Genomic DNA, 17,591 nt, shown 5'->3' with positions numbered 1-17,591 from the left:
TATGCCGAACAACTCCCTTGTAACTTCCAGATATCAAAAATGCACCCAAAAACAACAAAATCACTACCGGAAGCTGCACCTTTAGTTTTTGAACATCAAAATTGAAACTTAGATTGAATCTAATGAAGTAAGCCAAAATAAAAGAAACAGAAACAATGCACAAATCAATGAACAAAACTGTCCATTTAGAAGTATAGGGCCTGTTATTGTCAAAAAAGTATTTTTTTATCACTGAAGTAGGTTTTTAATGATATCACAAATTCGGACAAGGTCTTCACGATCCAAATTTGAACCACTGGGCAGGCATAAACCTCTATTAAAAAGGTCTTCGCTTACACCATTTACATAATGCGTTTCATTTTCGAATATCGGCTGCAAGTGCATGGGTTTCCATAATGGTCTAGATTCAATGTTCTCTTTTTCGAGTGCAACCCTAATCTTTTCACGTATCTTGAAGGAAGGGGTCAAAATGCATGTCAGCCATCTATTTGAATATGTCCCATATGGTTCTTCCAAAAAAGTTATTTCCTTAAAATCTGATAGGACTTCCTTGTAAAACAAAAAATTATTTCTTCTTGCACCAATCCTTTCAGGAAGAACTTCCATCTGCCCTCTACCTATTCCAGCAAGGACATTGCTCATTCGATAATTATACCCAATGTGTGAGTGCTGATAATGTGGTGCGTTATCCCTAGCCTGCGTGGATAAAAAAATTGCTTTCTGTTTTATCTTCTCATCCTTACTCAACAAAGCCCCTCCTCCGGAAGTAGTAATAATTTTGTTTCCGTTAAACGATAAAATGGCAATGTCACCAAAGCTGCCACATCTAATCCCCTGATATGAACTCCCCAAAGCTTCCGCACTGTCCTCAACTATCGGAATATTATATTTTTTGGAAACAGCATGGACCTCATCTATTTTATAGGGCATCCCGTATAAATGGACCGCAATAATCGCTTTCGGTTTTTTTCCGAGTTGAATTCTATCGATAATTGCTTTTTCAAGAAGTTCAGGTGAAATATTCCATGTTTCGGACTCACTATCTATAAAGATAGGTTTACCCCCTAAATAAGTGATTGGATTAGCAGAGGCCGCGAAAGTAAAACTTTGACAAAGTACTTCATCATTTAAGCCTACCCCCAGTAGTTCCAGTGCCAAGTGAATAGCCCCTGTTCCCGAGCTCAAGCAGGCCGCATGCACATCATTACCAATGTACTCCTCAATATCTCTCTCAAAACCACTTACATTAGGGCCTAATGGAGCAATCCAATTGGTCGTAAAAGCTTCTTCTACATAGCTCTTTTCACTATTTCCCATATGGGGCGACGAGAGCCATACTTTCTTTTGCAAAGAGGTTTCCATTAAGGTTAGAGTTGGAAATTTATACTAAAATACTTCTTAAACCGTGATTCAGCCAAAATCGATTTGACTATTCGATATATGTTGGAAATTCTCGTTTAAGCGCAAATCCTTGCTTATTACCCTTTTAAAAGTAACTTCAAGGTACATGCTCTAAAACAAAACAAATCTTCTATTCAATCGAAAATTGAAATTCTTTGTACCATCTACTCAGAACATAGACTGTCCATATGGAAACGGTATGATTTTTACCTTTGTTCATGTGCTCATCCAAGAGTTTTTTGAATTTTTCAGAGTCAAGATTGGGAACTTTCTCCAAGAATTCATTATTCAATGACGACAGAACCTCATCTCTTAAATCCTTCCGCAACCAATTTTCCAAAGGAATATTAAACCCGCGCTTCGGTTGATTAAATACATGTTCTGGTATATACTCAGATAGTATATCCCTTAAAATCCTTTTCTGCCTACCCTTCATATATCGGTATGATACAGGCAATGATCTGGCAAACTCTACTACCCTGTAATCCAGGAATGGGCTTCTAACCTCAACTGAATATGCCATACTTGCCCTATCTACTTTTACATTACTATCGTTTTCCAACCACAGTTTTATATTTAAATCGGCAGCTTTCTGTAATATACTTCTGGACCATATTTTATAGCCTTGGTAATGCTTCATCCAGCCTTGCCGCTTCTCTTTTAACAAAAAACCTTTAGCTGAGAAAATATTTTCAATAAAATCATTCCTTGACCTTGAGCTGAGTGCCTTTTTAACCCTAAAATTATTTTGGCCTATTAAGTTTAGAAAAAAGGGCTTTGCCAATACTTTTCTGATAAAATATGGGATATCTATTATGTGTTTGTGCTTCACCAGTGATGGAAAGTGGTAGTATCCTAAAAAGCTTTCATCTCCTCCATCTCCAGAAAGAGCTACAGTAACTACTTCTTTTGCATTTTTGTTCAAAAGCAAAGAAGGTAAGGCTGAACTATCGGCAAATGGCTCATCATATACTCTTGCGAATTTATCGAGTTGGCCCAAAGCATCCTTTGGTTGACAGATAGTTGTTTTATGGTTGGAGCCTATTATGGATGCATAACGTTCCGCAATATCACTTTCGTTAAAATTCTGATCATCAAAACCGATGGAGAACGTATTGATCTTGTTATTGGAAACTTTTGCCGCTATGCTCGAAACAAGAGCAGAGTCAATTCCTCCAGACAGAAAAGATCCGATGGGAACATCTGACTGCAACCTGATTTTTACCGCATCAGTCAGTAAATCATGAAGTTTAGATTTTGCTTCTTCGTAACTTATTTTTTTCTTTTCGACTTTTTTTAGGTTCCAATATTCGGTGATTTTTATCTTGTTCTCATCGATATTGTACTCCAAAAAGTTCCCAGGAGGCAACTTAAAAACATCTTCCACGATCGTATAAGGGCTTGGCACATATCTACAATCCAGAAAAATTGAAATGGCTGTCTTATTTACCGCGGTTTTCTTATCTAATAGAATTGGTTTTAATTGACTGCAAATCTCTAGCACACCGTTCTTAAAATAATAATAGAACGGTTTTACACCTAACCGATCCCTTGCCGCAAATAACTTTTTGTTTTCTGTGTCATATATGACAAAAGCGAACATCCCGTTGATATATTGCAACATATCATTGCCCCATTCCTTGTATGAAGCCAACAACACTTCTGTGTCACTTTCCGTTCTAAAATCGTACCCTTTTTTCCTTAATTTCTCTCGGACATCCAAGTAGTTATATATTTCTCCATTGAAAATAATATGGAATCCATAGTATTCCATGGGTTGATTAGATCGACTATCCAAGTCAAGAATGGAAAGTCTTAAATGACCAAAGGTCATTCCGTCTATATTTTCAATACCCATATGGTCAGGGCCACGATATTGTATTGATTTCAGCTTCTTCTCTGTAAGCTTCTTTCCTATCGCAGAACTGTTAAAATATATGCCACACATATTTTCGCTATGAAGTTGATTTCGTCCAAAATTTAAAATGCGAAAATACCAGCTTAAAATTTAACAGTTAAAATTATGAGAAGAAAACGATAAAAAGGTTGTTTTACTCGGTGAGACAATATCTCGATAGAAGTTCTACTCAATAAAAAAGGACAGTAAGTTTACTGCCCTTTTTGAATTGATTGCCTTAGTTGTTTAATATGGTCTAGTTAACATCTACCATATTTATAAATTCCTCAATATTGGTATAACCGTCTTCATCCTTATCTCCATTACTATCATCAATATTGGGATTAAGTCCGTACGCAATTTCCCAAATGTCGGCCATTCCATCATTATCCTTGTCATAGTCTGCATTGCGTGTTGCCCAAGGAGTCGCACTGACCGAGTTGTGAAAATCGATATATCTTCTTTCACTTGTAAAGGTTTCTGGACTGTTTTCATATGAATCGTATGAACCTTCACCTTGATTGATAATCGCTAAATACTCCGCATCAATGAAATCCCATTTTACAACCACATTACCGTTGTCATCTATATATTTATTACAGCCGGCATCGTTTATCACCTTAGTGAATGCCTCGTTAGCAGGTAATACTTGTAAAGGGGCTCCAAGCAAATCGTGAGGCGTATTGGTAAAATTATCTGAGGATAACGGAGCATCTTGTTGGCCACCATTAAATTCAACCCAAAGGCTTTCATTTTTGGCCGTTAAATCTGTGAAAATATTTTTATCAATATAATTCCCAGCCGAGTAAATACTGTGAGAATACGATGTGGAAGCTGTATTCCTTGATTTTCCAAGGCTATTTCTACTTCCTCCTCCATAGTAGTTGTTCATATGGTTTAACTGGGAATCACCATTGACAAAAGTCAAACGTGCTTGCCAATCCCAAGTTACGTTGTTTATGACATCCGCCCTACCTGAGGCATTGATGTTAGGTACTCTATGAGATATATTGAAAAACAATGAATTATGAAAACTCAAATCCCAAGCTAAACTTGGATTGGTGCTATCTCCAAAAAGGCTTCCAGTTTTGCTTTCAGCTATAATCATATTTTGTATTGTGAAGTTGTATACCGGTTGTCCGGTATAGGCCCTTGTGCTAAAGGCTTCGTCTCCACCCCACGTTGCCGATACGTGATCTACAATAATGTCATGACAACTTATCCATTCAAAGGTGTCCTCACCGGTGTATGTAGGTCTAATTCTTATATATCTCATAATTACATTATTGCACCTATCTGCCCTAAATCTGGTACCCGTGATAGTAATTCCCCCCTCGGGTGCGGTTTGCCCTGCAATGGTAAGATTGTTAGTGGAAATAGTCAACCAAGATTTTAAATCGATTGTACCTGAAACTTCAAAAACAATAATACCTCCATCAGTTTTATTAGCATCGGTCAGTGCTTGTCTGAAACTACCAGAGCCACTATCATTCAAATTGGTTACTTTGTATACGGGCTTGCCTCTACCCCCAGTTACGTATGCACCAGCACCAAATGCTGATGGAAATGCTTTGAGATCTGTGGAAATAGTATCGTCAATATTTGGAGTATCTTCTCCATTGGAGCCTTCAATAATCGTGTTTTCCTCACTGTTATTCTTTGAGATTTCTTCCTGAACAGTCTCATAAAAGACATCTGAATCTTTTTCGCACGAAAAAAGCAAGGCAAGGAAAACAAAAGCAAGTAGCATGTAAATAGAAGTTTCATATAACTTGTTCATGGCAAAGTGGGGTGTTTGGGGTTTAAATTTACTTTTTATTTATTTTTTTTAGATAAAATGACGTAATTATTCGACGAACTGCATTATTTTTAGCAAAATCACTTTCTTCTTTTTAACCAAGCATGAATCCATGCCTATTTTGCTGGGCACAATTCATCAATTTTCTCAATCGCTTCATCTACGTATTTCAACCAAAAAATGGATTGTTTCATCGATTTTTTTAACACTAATTGGCTATTTTATCGACCAAATACTCTTTTTATTAACATTTTGCCGGTAAAAAAGATTTTGATAATAATGATGCCTTTTTGATGAATTACCTTTTACCGTTTTTTAATGATAAATGGCCTAAGAATTGAAGGATTCTGTTTTGCTATTGCCATATTTGTAACTCAAATGACCATATGAAAATACTTGTTACTGGAGCCGCTGGGTTTATTGGCTTCCATCTCTCAAAAAAACTTGTTGAAAAGGGGCATCAAGTCATAGGATTGGACAACATAAATAATTACTATGACACGTCTCTCAAGTATGGTAGACTTGAAGAGCTTGGAATCTCAAAGGAAAAAGCCGAGGTTTTCAACACTATGACAACTAGCATCAAGTTTGGAGATGCGCTCAAATTTATTCGTCTTTCTTTAGAGGAGGATGACGAGCTTAGAAATTTGTTCGACTCGGAGAATTTTGATACAGTATGTAACTTAGCTGCTCAAGCTGGGGTCAGATATAGTCTTGAGAATCCAAAAGCATATATAAATAGCAATATAGTCGGTTTTCAAAATATCTTGGAATGTTGCAGAAACTTCAACATCCAGCATTTGGTTTATGCAAGTAGCTCAAGTGTTTATGGTTTGAACAAGAAGGTTCCCTTTGAGACTACTGATCGAGTTGATAACCCCATAAGCCTATATGCTGCTACAAAAAAGAGCAATGAGCTCATGGCTCATACCTACACACATCTATTTGGTTTCCCAACCACTGGCTTGAGGTTCTTTACTGTATATGGCCCATGGGGTCGGCCAGATATGGCAATGTTTCTTTTTACCGACGCTATTGTGAACGATAGACCCATAAAAATTTTCAATAATGGCAATCTTGAGAGGGATTTTACGTATATCGATGACATTGTTGAAGGTGTGGTTAGAGTACTGGAGGATGATGTGAAACGGCGTATTAACACGAATGAACCCTATAAAATCTATAATATTGGAAACAACCAGTCTGTAAAACTTCTTGATTTTATAGATGCAATTGAAGAGGAATTGGGAAAAAAGGCTGAAAGGGAATTTCTTGATATGCAACCGGGTGATGTTGAAAGAACATGGGCCAACGTTGATGAATTGATTAATGATTTTGACTACAGCCCCAATACAACTATTAAAGAAGGGGTCTCACATTTTGTTAAATGGTACAAAGATTATTTTAATATCTGCTTATAAAAAAGCTTTCAAATGCTACGAAGTGCTTAGTTCACTTATCACTTTTATCGATTATTCAAGCTGTTAATATAATTTGGGATGCTATTCGGTTTCTTTTCTTCATCTTTGCCACGAAATAAAAACACATGAACATACAGAGGTTAAATTTAAACCCTAATTCTAAAATTTTAGTTACCGGCGCTGCTGGTTTTATAGGTTCAAATCTTTGTGAATCACTCCTTGATAATGGGAATACCGTCATAGGTCTGGATAATTTTGCAACAGGTAAAAAAGAAAACATAGAACCTTTTCTTAAAAATGAAAGATTTCAGTTTATCGAAGGCGATATCAGAAATCTGGATGATTGTAACAAGGCCTGTAAAAATGTGGATTATGTTTTACATCAAGCCGCCTTGGGGTCGGTTCCAAGATCAATAAAAGACCCCATTACCAGTAATGATGTCAATGTTTCTGGTTTTTTGAATATGCTCATTGCTGCAAGGGATTGTAATGTTAAGCGTTTTGTTTACGCTGCAAGCTCCTCAACCTATGGTGATTCAAAATCACTTCCAAAAATTGAAGATAATATAGGAAAACCTTTATCTCCATATGCTATTACAAAATATGTCAATGAATTATATGCAGACATATTTTCTAAAACCTATGGTTTGGAAACAATTGGGTTACGCTATTTTAATGTATTTGGAAGAAAACAAGATCCAAAAGGAGTTTATGCAGCAGTAATACCAAAATTTGTGATTCAACTTATGAATCACGAATCTCCAGTAATCAATGGAGATGGTACTTATTCAAGAGATTTCACCTACATAGACAACGTAATTGAAATGAATGTTAGAGCTTTGATTACCGATAATGTAGATGCAATAAATACAGTTTATAATGTAGCGTTTGGTGAACGTACAGATTTGAATCAGTTAGTGTTCTTATTAAAGAAAAACTTGGCCACTTTCGATTCAAAAATTGCTGATATAGAAGTTTTGTATGGTCCAACAAGACAAGGAGATGTCCCCCACTCCCTAGCCTCGATTGACAAAGCAAAAAAACTGCTGGGATACAATCCAAAGTTCAATATGGAAAAAGGATTAGAAGAAGCAGTAAAATGGTATTGGAACAACTTATAAAATAAAATTGTAACAAATGAACTTAACTGTAATTGGAACCGGCTATGTGGGTTTAGTCAGTGGAACATGTTTTGCCGAAATGGGCAATACGGTTACCTGCATCGACGTAGATAGCCAGAAAATTGAAAACCTAAAAAAGGGAATCATTCCAATTTATGAACCTGGACTGGAACCCATGGTTCAACGAAACATTAAAAATAAGACTTTACACTTTAGCACTGAACTTTCCGAAAATCTGGAGAATTGTGATATAGCCTTTATAGCCGTAGGTACGCCAATGGGAGAAGATGGTTCTGCCGATTTGCAATACGTTTTGCAAGTAGCAAGTCAGATAGGCCAACATATGTCAAAACCACTTATCATCGTTGATAAATCCACTGTTCCTGTAGGAACAGCAGACAAAGTCAACGAAACTATTGCAAAGGAATTGGAGAAACGTAACGTTTCCCTTGATTTTCATGTCGTCTCCAATCCTGAGTTTCTGAAAGAAGGAGATGCAATAAACGATTTCATGAAACCTGACCGTGTAGTTGTGGGGTCAGACGATGAGCTCGCAACCGAAAAAATGAGGACTTTATATGCCCCATTTTTTAGAAGCAGTACAGACAGATTGATTACGATGGATGTTAAATCCGCCGAAATGACAAAGTATGTGGCAAATGCCATGTTGGCCACTAAAATCTCATTCATGAATGAAGTTGCAAATATTTGTGAATTAGTTGGGGCGGATGTTAATAAAGTGAGAATTGGAATTGGTTCCGACAGTCGCATAGGTTACAGTTTTATCTATCCAGGAAGTGGTTATGGCGGATCTTGTTTCCCCAAAGATGTAAAGGCACTTAAGAAAACAGCTGAAGAAAATGGTTACTCGGCCGAATTGATTGGTGCTGTCGAAAATGTAAATGACAGACAAAAACTGGTCATAGCCAACAAAGTTGTATCGCATTTTGGAGAAAATCTTTCCAACAAAACTTTTGCAATATGGGGGCTTGCATTTAAGCCAGAAACCGATGATATGAGAGAGGCTCCTTCGATTTATATAATTAGAGAGCTGGTGGCTCGAGGAGCTAAAATAAAGGCTTATGACCCTAAGGCAATGGATGAGGCAAAACACTTCTACTTGAAAGACATTTCAGAAAGTGTGGAATATTATAATTCCAAATATGAAACTTTGGATGGTGCCGATGCCATGATTTTGCTAACTGAATGGAAAGAATTCCGTTCTCCGGATTTTGCCGAAATCAAAAAACAACTTAATCAGCCAATAATTTTTGATGGTAGAAACCAATATAACCATGAACGCATGGCTGACAACGATTTCAAATACTATCAAATTGGGAAAAAATAAGAGGAAAAGTAATTATGGATAATATAAAAATTGCTGTAATTGGTTTAGGATATGTAGGTTTACCACTGGCAAGATTACTGGCCACCAAATATCCTGTTGTTGGGTTTGATATTCACCAAGAACGTATAGAGGAACTTCGTTCAGGCAACGATTCCACACTTGAAGTTGAGGATGACATACTACAGGAAGTTCTGGTTTCGTCTCCCAATACAGATATAGGATTATTCTGTACATTCGAAAGCAAAGACATTGAGGATTGCACCTATTATATTGTTACAGTACCAACTCCTGTCGACAGCACCAACAGACCTATACTTACACCCCTATACAAAGCAAGTGAAACAGTGGGCAGGGTTCTAAAAAATGGAGATATCGTAATTTATGAATCAACAGTATATCCCGGCGTGACAGAAGATGAATGCGTACCTGTCCTTGAGAAAACAAGTAATCTGAAATTTAACAAAGATTTTTTTGTTGGTTATTCTCCTGAGAGAATTAATCCCGGTGACAAAGAGCACACGGTTGAGAAAATTTTAAAGGTAACTTCCGGTTCCACTCCTGAGATTGGCAAAAAAGTTGATGCCCTATATGCTTCGGTTATAACTGCTGGGACACATATGGCCCCAACCATTAGGGTAGCAGAAGCGGCAAAGGTTATTGAAAACTCCCAAAGGGATATCAACATTGCCTTCGTAAATGAGCTCGCAAAGATTTTTAATCTTATGGGTATTAACACCAGTGATGTTTTAAAGGCAGCTGGGACCAAATGGAACTTCCTTCCTTTCAAACCAGGTTTGGTTGGCGGACATTGTATCGGTGTTGACCCATACTATTTAGCTCAAAAAGCTCAGGAATATGGCTATCATCCTGAAATCATCCTGTCAGGTCGAAGGATGAACGATAGCATGGGTAAGTATGTTGCTTCGGAAGTCGTTAAGTTGATGGTTCAAAACGACATAAAGGTAAAAGGATCAAAAATTTTAGTTTTAGGCATCACCTTCAAGGAAAACTGCCCCGATGTTCGTAATACAAAAGCCGTTGATGTAATTACTAATCTTCAAAGTTATGGTACCAACGTTGATGTTTTTGACCCTTGGGCGTCACCTGAGGAAGTAGCGCATGAATATGGCCTAACTACCAACAAGAAACTTCCTGAAGGAAAATATGATGCGGTTGTATTGACCGTAGCACACAAGGATTTTTTAACATTGGATTTCCAAAATCTGTTGACAAGTGAAGGAATTTTGTATGACGTAAAGGGAGTTTTGGAATGTGAGACGCATGGTTCACTATAGTTAGAGAAAATTTCAATAACTGAACCTAAATAGCTTTAATAACCCATAAACTCATATAAGAAATGCTTTTTAATTCTTTTGAGTTCGCGATTTTCTTTTCAGTTGTTTTTCTACTGTATTTTTTATCATACAAACAGTTAAGAGCACAAAACTTTTTATTATTGGTCTCAAGCTATGTGTTCTATGGCTGGTGGGACTGGAGGTTTTTATCATTAATCTTTATAAGTTCTATAAGTGATTATCTAATTGGTCTCCGAATTGATAAAAGCGAAAATACAGCAGTTAGAAAAAGGCTATTGCTTCTGAGTGTTTTTATAAACCTAGGGATTTTAGGTTTTTTTAAGTACTATAACTTTTTTGCAGAATCTACAGTTGATGTGCTGAACTTTTTTGGATTTCAAAGCAATCCGTTTTTTATTAAGGTTATACTTCCAGTTGGAATAAGTTTTTACACATTCCAAACTATGAGTTATACCATTGATATTTACAGAAGGCAAATGAAGGCCACTCCCAATCTTTTGGAATTTATGGCCTTTGTGTCATTTTTCCCACAATTGGTAGCTGGTCCTATTGAAAGGGCCAAAAATCTACTTCCACAATTTGGCATAAAAAGGAAATTCAACCTAAGCGAGGCAAAAGAAGGAATAAAACAATCCATTTGGGGTCTTTTCAAAAAAATAGTTATTGCTGACAATTGCGCACAATATGTAAACCATATTTTTGAAAACTCCGATACTCTTCCCGGAAGTATGCTATTAATCGGAGTATTGCTGTTCGCATTTCAAATCTATGGGGATTTTTCGGGCTATTCTGATATTGCAATTGGAATTTCCAGAATTCTAGGCTTTAATCTCATGCAAAACTTTAGGTCACCGTATCTTGCGGAAAATATTCAGGATTTCTGGCGACGTTGGCACATTTCGCTTTCTACTTGGTTTAGGGATTATGTATACATTCCATTAGGTGGAAGTCGGTCAAATTCTAAGATTAGAAGAATATATAATATCGTCGTCACTTTTACGGTAAGTGGGTTTTGGCATGGGGCTAATTGGACATTTATAATCTGGGGGGCATTGCATTCTCTGTTTTACCTAATCCAAAATGCATTTAGCAACTTGTTTGGTCAAAACACCAAAAGGCCCATTTCAATACCCAAGCCCTTGAGTATTGTTATAACTTTTATTTCCGTGACCCTTGCTTGGATATTTTTTAGAGCGGACTCGGTGGCAATTGCAATAAAAATGATTACTGAGATTTTATCCTCTTCATTGTTTGTCAATCCTGTACCATATTTAAAACAGTTTGGCTCTTTTGCACAACCGTTTATACTGATCATAAGTATTGGCTATTTGGCTTTGTTTGAGCTCATGAATCGAAACGCCTCCTATTCTTTTCAAGTTTCCTCCTTTAAAATACCAATAAAACAATTGGCTTACTGTTCTTTATTGTTGCTTATAATTTTCTTTAGGGCGACAAATGGCAAAATCGATTTTATATATTTTCAATTTTAAAGCAGAGGCATGAAAAATATTATCATTAAATCCTTACCGTACGTAGTGGGCTTTATTTTGCTTAACCTTATATGCTATACAACAAGTAATTTTTATGCCCAAGAGGAAAAGTACCAAAGTAGGATTGAGTTATTCTTGTCGTCCAAAAACAAGTCAATTTTTTTGGGAGATTCACATTCAGAGACCATTCGCCATTTAAACGAGGACAATCATATTGGCAATTTGGCTTTTGGTGCAGATGGTATCAAGGAAATGTATGTGAAATCGCTTATTGTCACAGATTTCAATCCTGATATACAATACGCATTTATCTCCACTGAACCTCAATTGTTTAACAATAGCATTTCTTCCAACAGCTCGTTTCTCAATCCCTATTTGTTGAGAGTCAAAGATTCTCTGGACATTTATGAAAAAAGTAAATTGAACCTTTTTGTTGAAAGGGTTCCTTTGTTCAATGATAACTATCTAAAATTCTTTTTAAATAAAACCCTGACCGATATTAGAAATTTTGGAAAACAGTCAAAAAAGGAAAACTGGGAAGAACTACCAGAGTCAAAAAAGAAGACAATCGCTACAAAAACTGGGAAAATTGACCACAATAATATTTTGTCAAATAGCAATGACACCGTAGTCTTCAGGGAAATGGTCAAACTATATAAGTCCAAAAATATCAAAGTAATCGGAGTACGTTTTCCTGTGTATCCAGAATATATTGAACAATGTGAACCTAATGACTTGAAAAATGTAAATGATTTTATTGAAAGTCTAGATCTTGATTTTAATCTGGACTATTCCTATACAATAAAAAACCCTATGCTTTTTGCCGATGAAGATCATTTAAATGAGAAAGGGGTTGTTGAATTGGCAAGGTATATACATAGAGATACAGGGATACAACTCTCAAAGTAGTTGAATAAATCAAAAAAAGGCAAAACAATAAGGTGCCCATGAACAATCTGATTTCTGTTATAGTTCCTGTTTATAATGCTGAACAGTATTTACAACGATGTGTAAAAAGTATCTGTAAACAATCTTACAGGAACCTTGAAATTATTTTAGTCAATGATGGTTCATTTGATGGAAGTGCAGCGCTTTGCGACTCCCTTGCGGAATCAGATAAGCGAATAAAAGTAATTCACCAAGAAAATGGTGGTTCAAGTATAGCACGAAATACTGGTTTAGATAATGCAACGGGCGATATTATTGGATTTGTGGATAGTGATGACCATTTAGATTCATTGATGTTTGAACAAATGCTTGAGCTGATGATTTCCAATAACTTGGACGTAATTGAGATTGAGCGTGACAATCCTTCAAAAAAAAAGGATTTCGACCATAAATTCCAAATTGAAAATAGAAACCAGGCATTTCAAAGAGTAATTAGCACCTCTAGCTTTCAGGTATGGAAAAGACTTTATAGAAAATCAGTGGTTGACGATATGAGGTTTATTCCGAACATCATACATCAAGATGTTTTTTATACCATAGATGTATTGAACCGAATCCGATCCATAGGTCATCTTAATTCCCCCCTTTACTCCTACAACAGGGAAAATGAGAGTGTAATAAGAAGCAAGTACACCGCAATGAAAAGGGATATTGCCATGATGGCAACCCAATATATTAAAGACCATACACCAAATACCAAAAAATTGGAAAGGGTGGTCAATCAGTATATAATTAATTATTATACCGACCACTTCTACCTTTTAAGCAAGAACAAATCATTAGATGTAGACAAAGAGCATCGAAAAAAATTAAAAAGAGAGATTAAACAAGCAGCCAAAAAAGCCAATTTGAGCTTTAGATCCAAACTAATTTTGAGATTGCCCATAAAAGTACTTGAATTTGTGGCTTGGGTCCATGCTAGATATAAGAACAATTTTTAAATAGACTTAGTTAGATGTCAAGATTGGTACATACTATTAAGAATGCGTGGATTGCCCTAACATTCCATGTGCTGTATGTGCTCACCCAATTTATATCCAGAAATATCTTTCTGGAATATTTGGGTGATGATTTTGTAGGTACCACAGGAACCATTAAAAGTATCCTTCAATTTCTTAACTTGGCTGAATTGGGTATCGGTGCTGCGGTTGGTTTTGCCCTTTACAATCCCATCTTCAATAACGACAGAAATAAAATCAACGAGATCATAGGGTATCTTGGATATCTTTACAAAAGAATTGGTCTCATTGTACTTTTAGTAGCCATAATACTAACATTCTTTTTTCCTGTAATTTTTGCCAATAGTGCTGTTGAAGATGGACTTATACTTTATTTGTTCATTGCCTTGCTCGCAAGTAATTTGATCAGCTATTTCTTTGCCTATTTCCTGTTTCTTTTGGAAGCTGACCAAAAGAACTATGTAAACAACATAATAGGACAAACATCATTCATTCTTAAACTGCTAGTCCAATGTATTGTCCTTTACTTTTGGCAGAATATTGTTCTATGGATCAGTTTAGAAATCATATTCTCTGTTATTTATGTTGTTGTTCTTCGCAATAGAATTCAAAAAATCTATCCTTGGCTCAACTTCAAGTTTAAGACAACTAAAGAAATTCGAAGAAACAATGGTCTACTTCTTCAAAAAATCAAGCAGTTAAGTATCCATAAAATTGGCAATTTTGTTTCCAATGGCACGGATAATATTTTGATTTTTTCCTTCATAAATCCTGAAAGTGTTGCTTTTGTGGGTAACTACCAGCTTGTAATGAACAATTTAAATACGCTACTTAACAAACTGTTTGTAGGCACCAACGCTAGTGTTGGCAACCTAGTGGCAGAAAATAACCTTAAGACCATGGACAAGGTTTTTTGGGAAATGATGGCACTAAGATTCTTTTTTGCAGGTATTACTTCCATCGGCTTATGGCTAGGATTCGATGGTTTTATTATTCTTTGGTTAGGTGAAAACTATCTTTTGTCCAAGCCTATTTTACTCTGTTTTATAGGGATATTTTTTATTTTACAGGTCAGACAGCCAGTTGATTGTTTCAAACAAGCGTACGGACTATATGGTGACACATGGGCCCCTCTGGTTCAAAGTGCTGTTAACCTAGCAATATCACTATTATGTATTATCCAATATGGAATTATTGGAGTGTTATTCGGCACTATTATAAGCCAACTCATTATTGTAATGATTTGGAGACCTTATTATCTTTTTAAGTACGGTTTTAAATGGCCCGTCCAAAAGTATGTCAAAGGCTTTGCATTTCACCTTTTGCTGTTAGGTTTTACTGGATTGATATGTTTTATACCTTTAAACCTTATAGATATGGAGTTTGAGTCTAATTTTGTTACTTACTTTTTTAAATTGCTTAGTTCCTGTCTTATTTTCACCACAATCTATTTCCTTGCATTGAGGTTCCTGAGCAAAGGATTTGAAGACGTTGTTAAACGCTTTATGAATTTTTTCATGAACAAGATTAACCCTAAAAATAAGATTGACCAGGAATAAACTATGTATTCATCTATTAAAATAATTCCCTAAAAATATTTACCTATGAAATATTTACTCGTATTTCTTTTGGTACTTTTTGCATCTTATGCAGATATCTTTTTGTTCAGGGTAGGTATTGTTCCTTTTACTCCATCAAATTTTTTGGTGCCTCTATTTATTGTCGTTGCCTTTCTTAGGTATTCTGTAAAGGATTACTACGATATTGTAAAAATGCCGAGTTTTAGATTCCTTACATTTTTGTTGGTAATTTCTATACTGTACGCTGCTGTATCCAAAGCTGAGACAAGTATTCTCATTACTACTATTTCCTTGGAGGTTTTTTCAATCCTTCTATATTTATTTGCAGTTCAATTCTTTAGAACACAAAAAAAGAAATTTTTACTTGTTTTTGCGGCTATCTCTTTTATCGTGTTGGCTGGAAGTGTTTGGTATGATTTTTTTATAGGATTGCCAAATTATAATGCCTATTTGGCCCAAAGCGCCAGAAAAGGTGGCTTTGGTGAAAACCCCAATCAAGCGGCTTCTGGCATTAAATTTATAGCTCTTGGTATTCTCTTGTTGGTAAACAAATCAAAGACTTTAAAATACAGTGTAATCCTTCTTACGGTAATGTCCATATTTTTGACCTTTTCAAGGAGTGGAACAGTTTCTTTGATTATTATTTTAATATTGGGAACAATGAACAATTGGAAGCCGAATTTTCAACTTACCGCGTTTGGTCAGTTCAAAAGCATGGTTCAAATATTTGTTCTCTTCTCGGTATTATATATGGTTTTATTATCATTGGCCGATGTCATAAAAAGCGAGTTCCCTGCCTTTACAAGAGGTACCGCTGGACAGCGAATGGAACTTCTATTAGGTAAAAGTGATCAGGTAGTATTCGAGTCAGACGATAATTCTGAATTAAGCAGAACCGGACTTTTTAAAAGTTATTTATACAAATTTTTCGATAATCCTTTAGGCATGGGAACGGGTTATAGTTCCGATAAGTCCTTTAACAGACTGAAAACACACAACTATTATCTATACATGGCTGTCGATTTTGGGATTATCGGAATCGCTGTGTATTTGTTCTATCTAACCACCATAATACGAACAGCTGTTAAAGAAAATCAATACTATTATTTCATCTTTGGGATACTCCTAGTGGTAGAAGGATTAATATCACATAGTATTTTCATCGAAAGATCGTTATTAATATCGTTGGCATTCTTTGATGCTCAGCTTCTTTTAAATAAAAAAAACACAGCAATTGAGAAACAATAAGGTAAATGTGGTATTTATCTTGCCTTCCCTGAACCCTGGTGGTGCAGAGAGAGTGATGTCTTTTGTTGCCCAGAACTTGGACAAACAAGAGTTTAATACTTCATTATGGGTAATAAGTAAACCATTTGAAAATGACTACCCCATCAAGGATATTGAAGTTAAATATTTTGGAAAATCCCGAGTTCTCAAATCCGTATTCCCTCTTATAAAAAATATTATTTTGGAAAAGCCAGATATCATCATCAGTTCCATTGGACATCTTAACCAGATGATGGGCTTGATATCCATACTGTTCCCCAAAACAAAATTTATTGGGAGAGAGGCAAATGTACTGAGTGTTCTCAGTCAGTTCCATACAAAAAAGTCCTATGGACATCGTTTATTCAGATTTTCCTATTTATCCCTGGATAAAATTCTTTGTACTTCAAAGGATATGGTCAATGATTTTAAGCAGGTTTATGGCTTTCCTGATGATAAACTTGCTCTGATCAACAACCCCATCAGCCATAAGTTCAATGGTCAAAAGATAACCAAAAATGACTGTGTTCCAATTCAATTTATAACAGTGGGAAGCTTAAAAAAACAAAAAGGGCATGAGAGAATTCTTAAAGCCTTGTCCAAGTTGAATTTTGATTTTAACTACACTATGATAGGTGATGGTAATGAGCGAAAGAAAATAATGGCGCTAGTCAAAGAATTAAAATTGGATAACAAAATCACCCACATACCCTACACAAAAAAAGTGGATGAGCATCTTTCAAGTAGTGACCTTTTTCTTCAGGGGGCATATGTTGAAGGATTTCCCAACTGCTTGTTGGAAAGTGCCGCCACAGGCTTGCCGATTGTTGCCTTTAATGCAGTTGGAGGGCTTAACGAAATTGTGGAAGTTGGCAAAAATGGATATATAGCACAAAATGAAAATGAATTTGTCTCTCTTGTCCATAAATCAATTTTTGAAAAGAATTGGGATTATCAGGAAATTTCTAGGAATACCCATAAAAAATATGGGGCAGAAAAAATTTTGAACAAGTATGAAACTCTTTTTAAAACCATGGTAAATTAAA

The 17,591-nt window shown here is 35.8% G+C and carries 13 protein-coding genes and 1 pseudogene; 10 read left to right on the top strand and 4 right to left on the bottom strand.

The features are described from left to right. The 4 genes and pseudogenes from DX873_RS18530 to DX873_RS18515 all read right to left on the bottom strand — a co-directional run. A pseudogene (locus tag DX873_RS18530) lies at positions 1–232 on the bottom strand (polysaccharide biosynthesis protein); the annotation flags it as partial. Continuing rightward, complete coding sequence (locus tag DX873_RS18525) at positions 229–1,362, bottom strand: DegT/DnrJ/EryC1/StrS family aminotransferase (RefSeq protein ID WP_313777753.1); 1,134 nt, start codon at positions 1,360–1,362, stop codon at positions 229–231. The gene DX873_RS18525 and the pseudogene DX873_RS18530, both read right to left, overlap by 4 nt. Positions 1,363–1,531: 169 nt before the next feature. After that, a complete protein-coding gene (gene asnB / locus DX873_RS18520) occupies positions 1,532–3,349 on the bottom strand; it encodes an asparagine synthase (glutamine-hydrolyzing) (RefSeq protein WP_116185991.1) in 1,818 nt (605 codons plus the stop codon). A 205-nt stretch (positions 3,350–3,554) separates the two neighbouring features. Beyond that, positions 3,555–5,078, bottom strand: a complete 1,524-nt coding sequence (locus tag DX873_RS18515; RefSeq protein WP_116185990.1) for a hypothetical protein — start codon at positions 5,076–5,078, stop codon at positions 3,555–3,557. A gap of 404 nt (positions 5,079–5,482) precedes the next feature. On the opposite strand from DX873_RS18515, the gene DX873_RS18510 reads away from it, so the two are divergent. From DX873_RS18510 to DX873_RS18465, 10 genes are all read left to right on the top strand, one after another. Next, entirely contained in the window at positions 5,483–6,517 is a 1,035-nt protein-coding gene (locus tag DX873_RS18510) for an NAD-dependent epimerase (RefSeq protein WP_116185989.1), read from the top strand. 125 nt (positions 6,518–6,642) lie between these two features. Then, the gene (locus tag DX873_RS18505; RefSeq protein ID WP_116185988.1) at positions 6,643–7,638 is read left to right on the top strand and encodes an SDR family oxidoreductase; all 996 of its coding nucleotides are present in this window, start codon (positions 6,643–6,645) and stop codon (positions 7,636–7,638) included. 16 nt (positions 7,639–7,654) lie between these two features. After that, the gene (locus DX873_RS18500) at positions 7,655–8,986 is read left to right on the top strand and encodes a UDP-glucose dehydrogenase family protein (protein ID WP_116185987.1); all 1,332 of its coding nucleotides are present in this window, start codon (positions 7,655–7,657) and stop codon (positions 8,984–8,986) included. Positions 8,987–9,000: 14 nt separating this feature from the next. Further along, positions 9,001–10,281 carry a nucleotide sugar dehydrogenase gene (locus DX873_RS18495; RefSeq protein WP_116185986.1) on the top strand — a complete coding sequence of 427 codons (1,281 nt, stop codon included), beginning with the start codon at positions 9,001–9,003 and terminating at the stop codon, positions 10,279–10,281. Between the two features lie 62 nt (positions 10,282–10,343). After that, positions 10,344–11,792 carry an MBOAT family O-acyltransferase gene (locus DX873_RS18490; RefSeq protein WP_116185985.1) on the top strand — a complete coding sequence of 483 codons (1,449 nt, stop codon included), beginning with the start codon at positions 10,344–10,346 and terminating at the stop codon, positions 11,790–11,792. A gap of 9 nt (positions 11,793–11,801) precedes the next feature. Then, positions 11,802–12,701: an SGNH/GDSL hydrolase family protein gene (locus DX873_RS18485; protein ID WP_116185984.1), complete on the top strand. Its 900-nt coding sequence runs from the start codon at positions 11,802–11,804 to the stop codon at positions 12,699–12,701. A 38-nt stretch (positions 12,702–12,739) separates the two neighbouring features. Further along, positions 12,740–13,681: a glycosyltransferase gene (locus DX873_RS18480; protein WP_116185983.1), complete on the top strand. Its 942-nt coding sequence runs from the start codon at positions 12,740–12,742 to the stop codon at positions 13,679–13,681. A gap of 14 nt (positions 13,682–13,695) precedes the next feature. After that, positions 13,696–15,258, top strand: coding sequence for a lipopolysaccharide biosynthesis protein (locus DX873_RS18475; protein ID WP_116185982.1), 1,563 nt, complete (start codon positions 13,696–13,698; stop codon positions 15,256–15,258). A gap of 45 nt (positions 15,259–15,303) precedes the next feature. Beyond that, positions 15,304–16,527 carry an O-antigen ligase family protein gene (locus DX873_RS18470; RefSeq protein ID WP_116185981.1) on the top strand — a complete coding sequence of 408 codons (1,224 nt, stop codon included), beginning with the start codon at positions 15,304–15,306 and terminating at the stop codon, positions 16,525–16,527. Beyond that, positions 16,514–17,590: a glycosyltransferase gene (locus tag DX873_RS18465; protein WP_116185980.1), complete on the top strand. Its 1,077-nt coding sequence runs from the start codon at positions 16,514–16,516 to the stop codon at positions 17,588–17,590. The genes DX873_RS18470 and DX873_RS18465 overlap by 14 nt, the downstream gene beginning before the upstream one ends. Position 17,591: the final 1 nt, after the last annotated feature.

It is taken from the genome of Flagellimonas nanhaiensis, assembly GCF_003382275.1.
GTDB classification, from domain to species: Bacteria; Bacteroidota; Bacteroidia; order Flavobacteriales; family Flavobacteriaceae; genus Flagellimonas; species Flagellimonas nanhaiensis.
The sequence above is the reverse complement of the archived record's forward strand: the minus strand, read 5'-3'. Positions and strand labels throughout refer to the sequence as shown.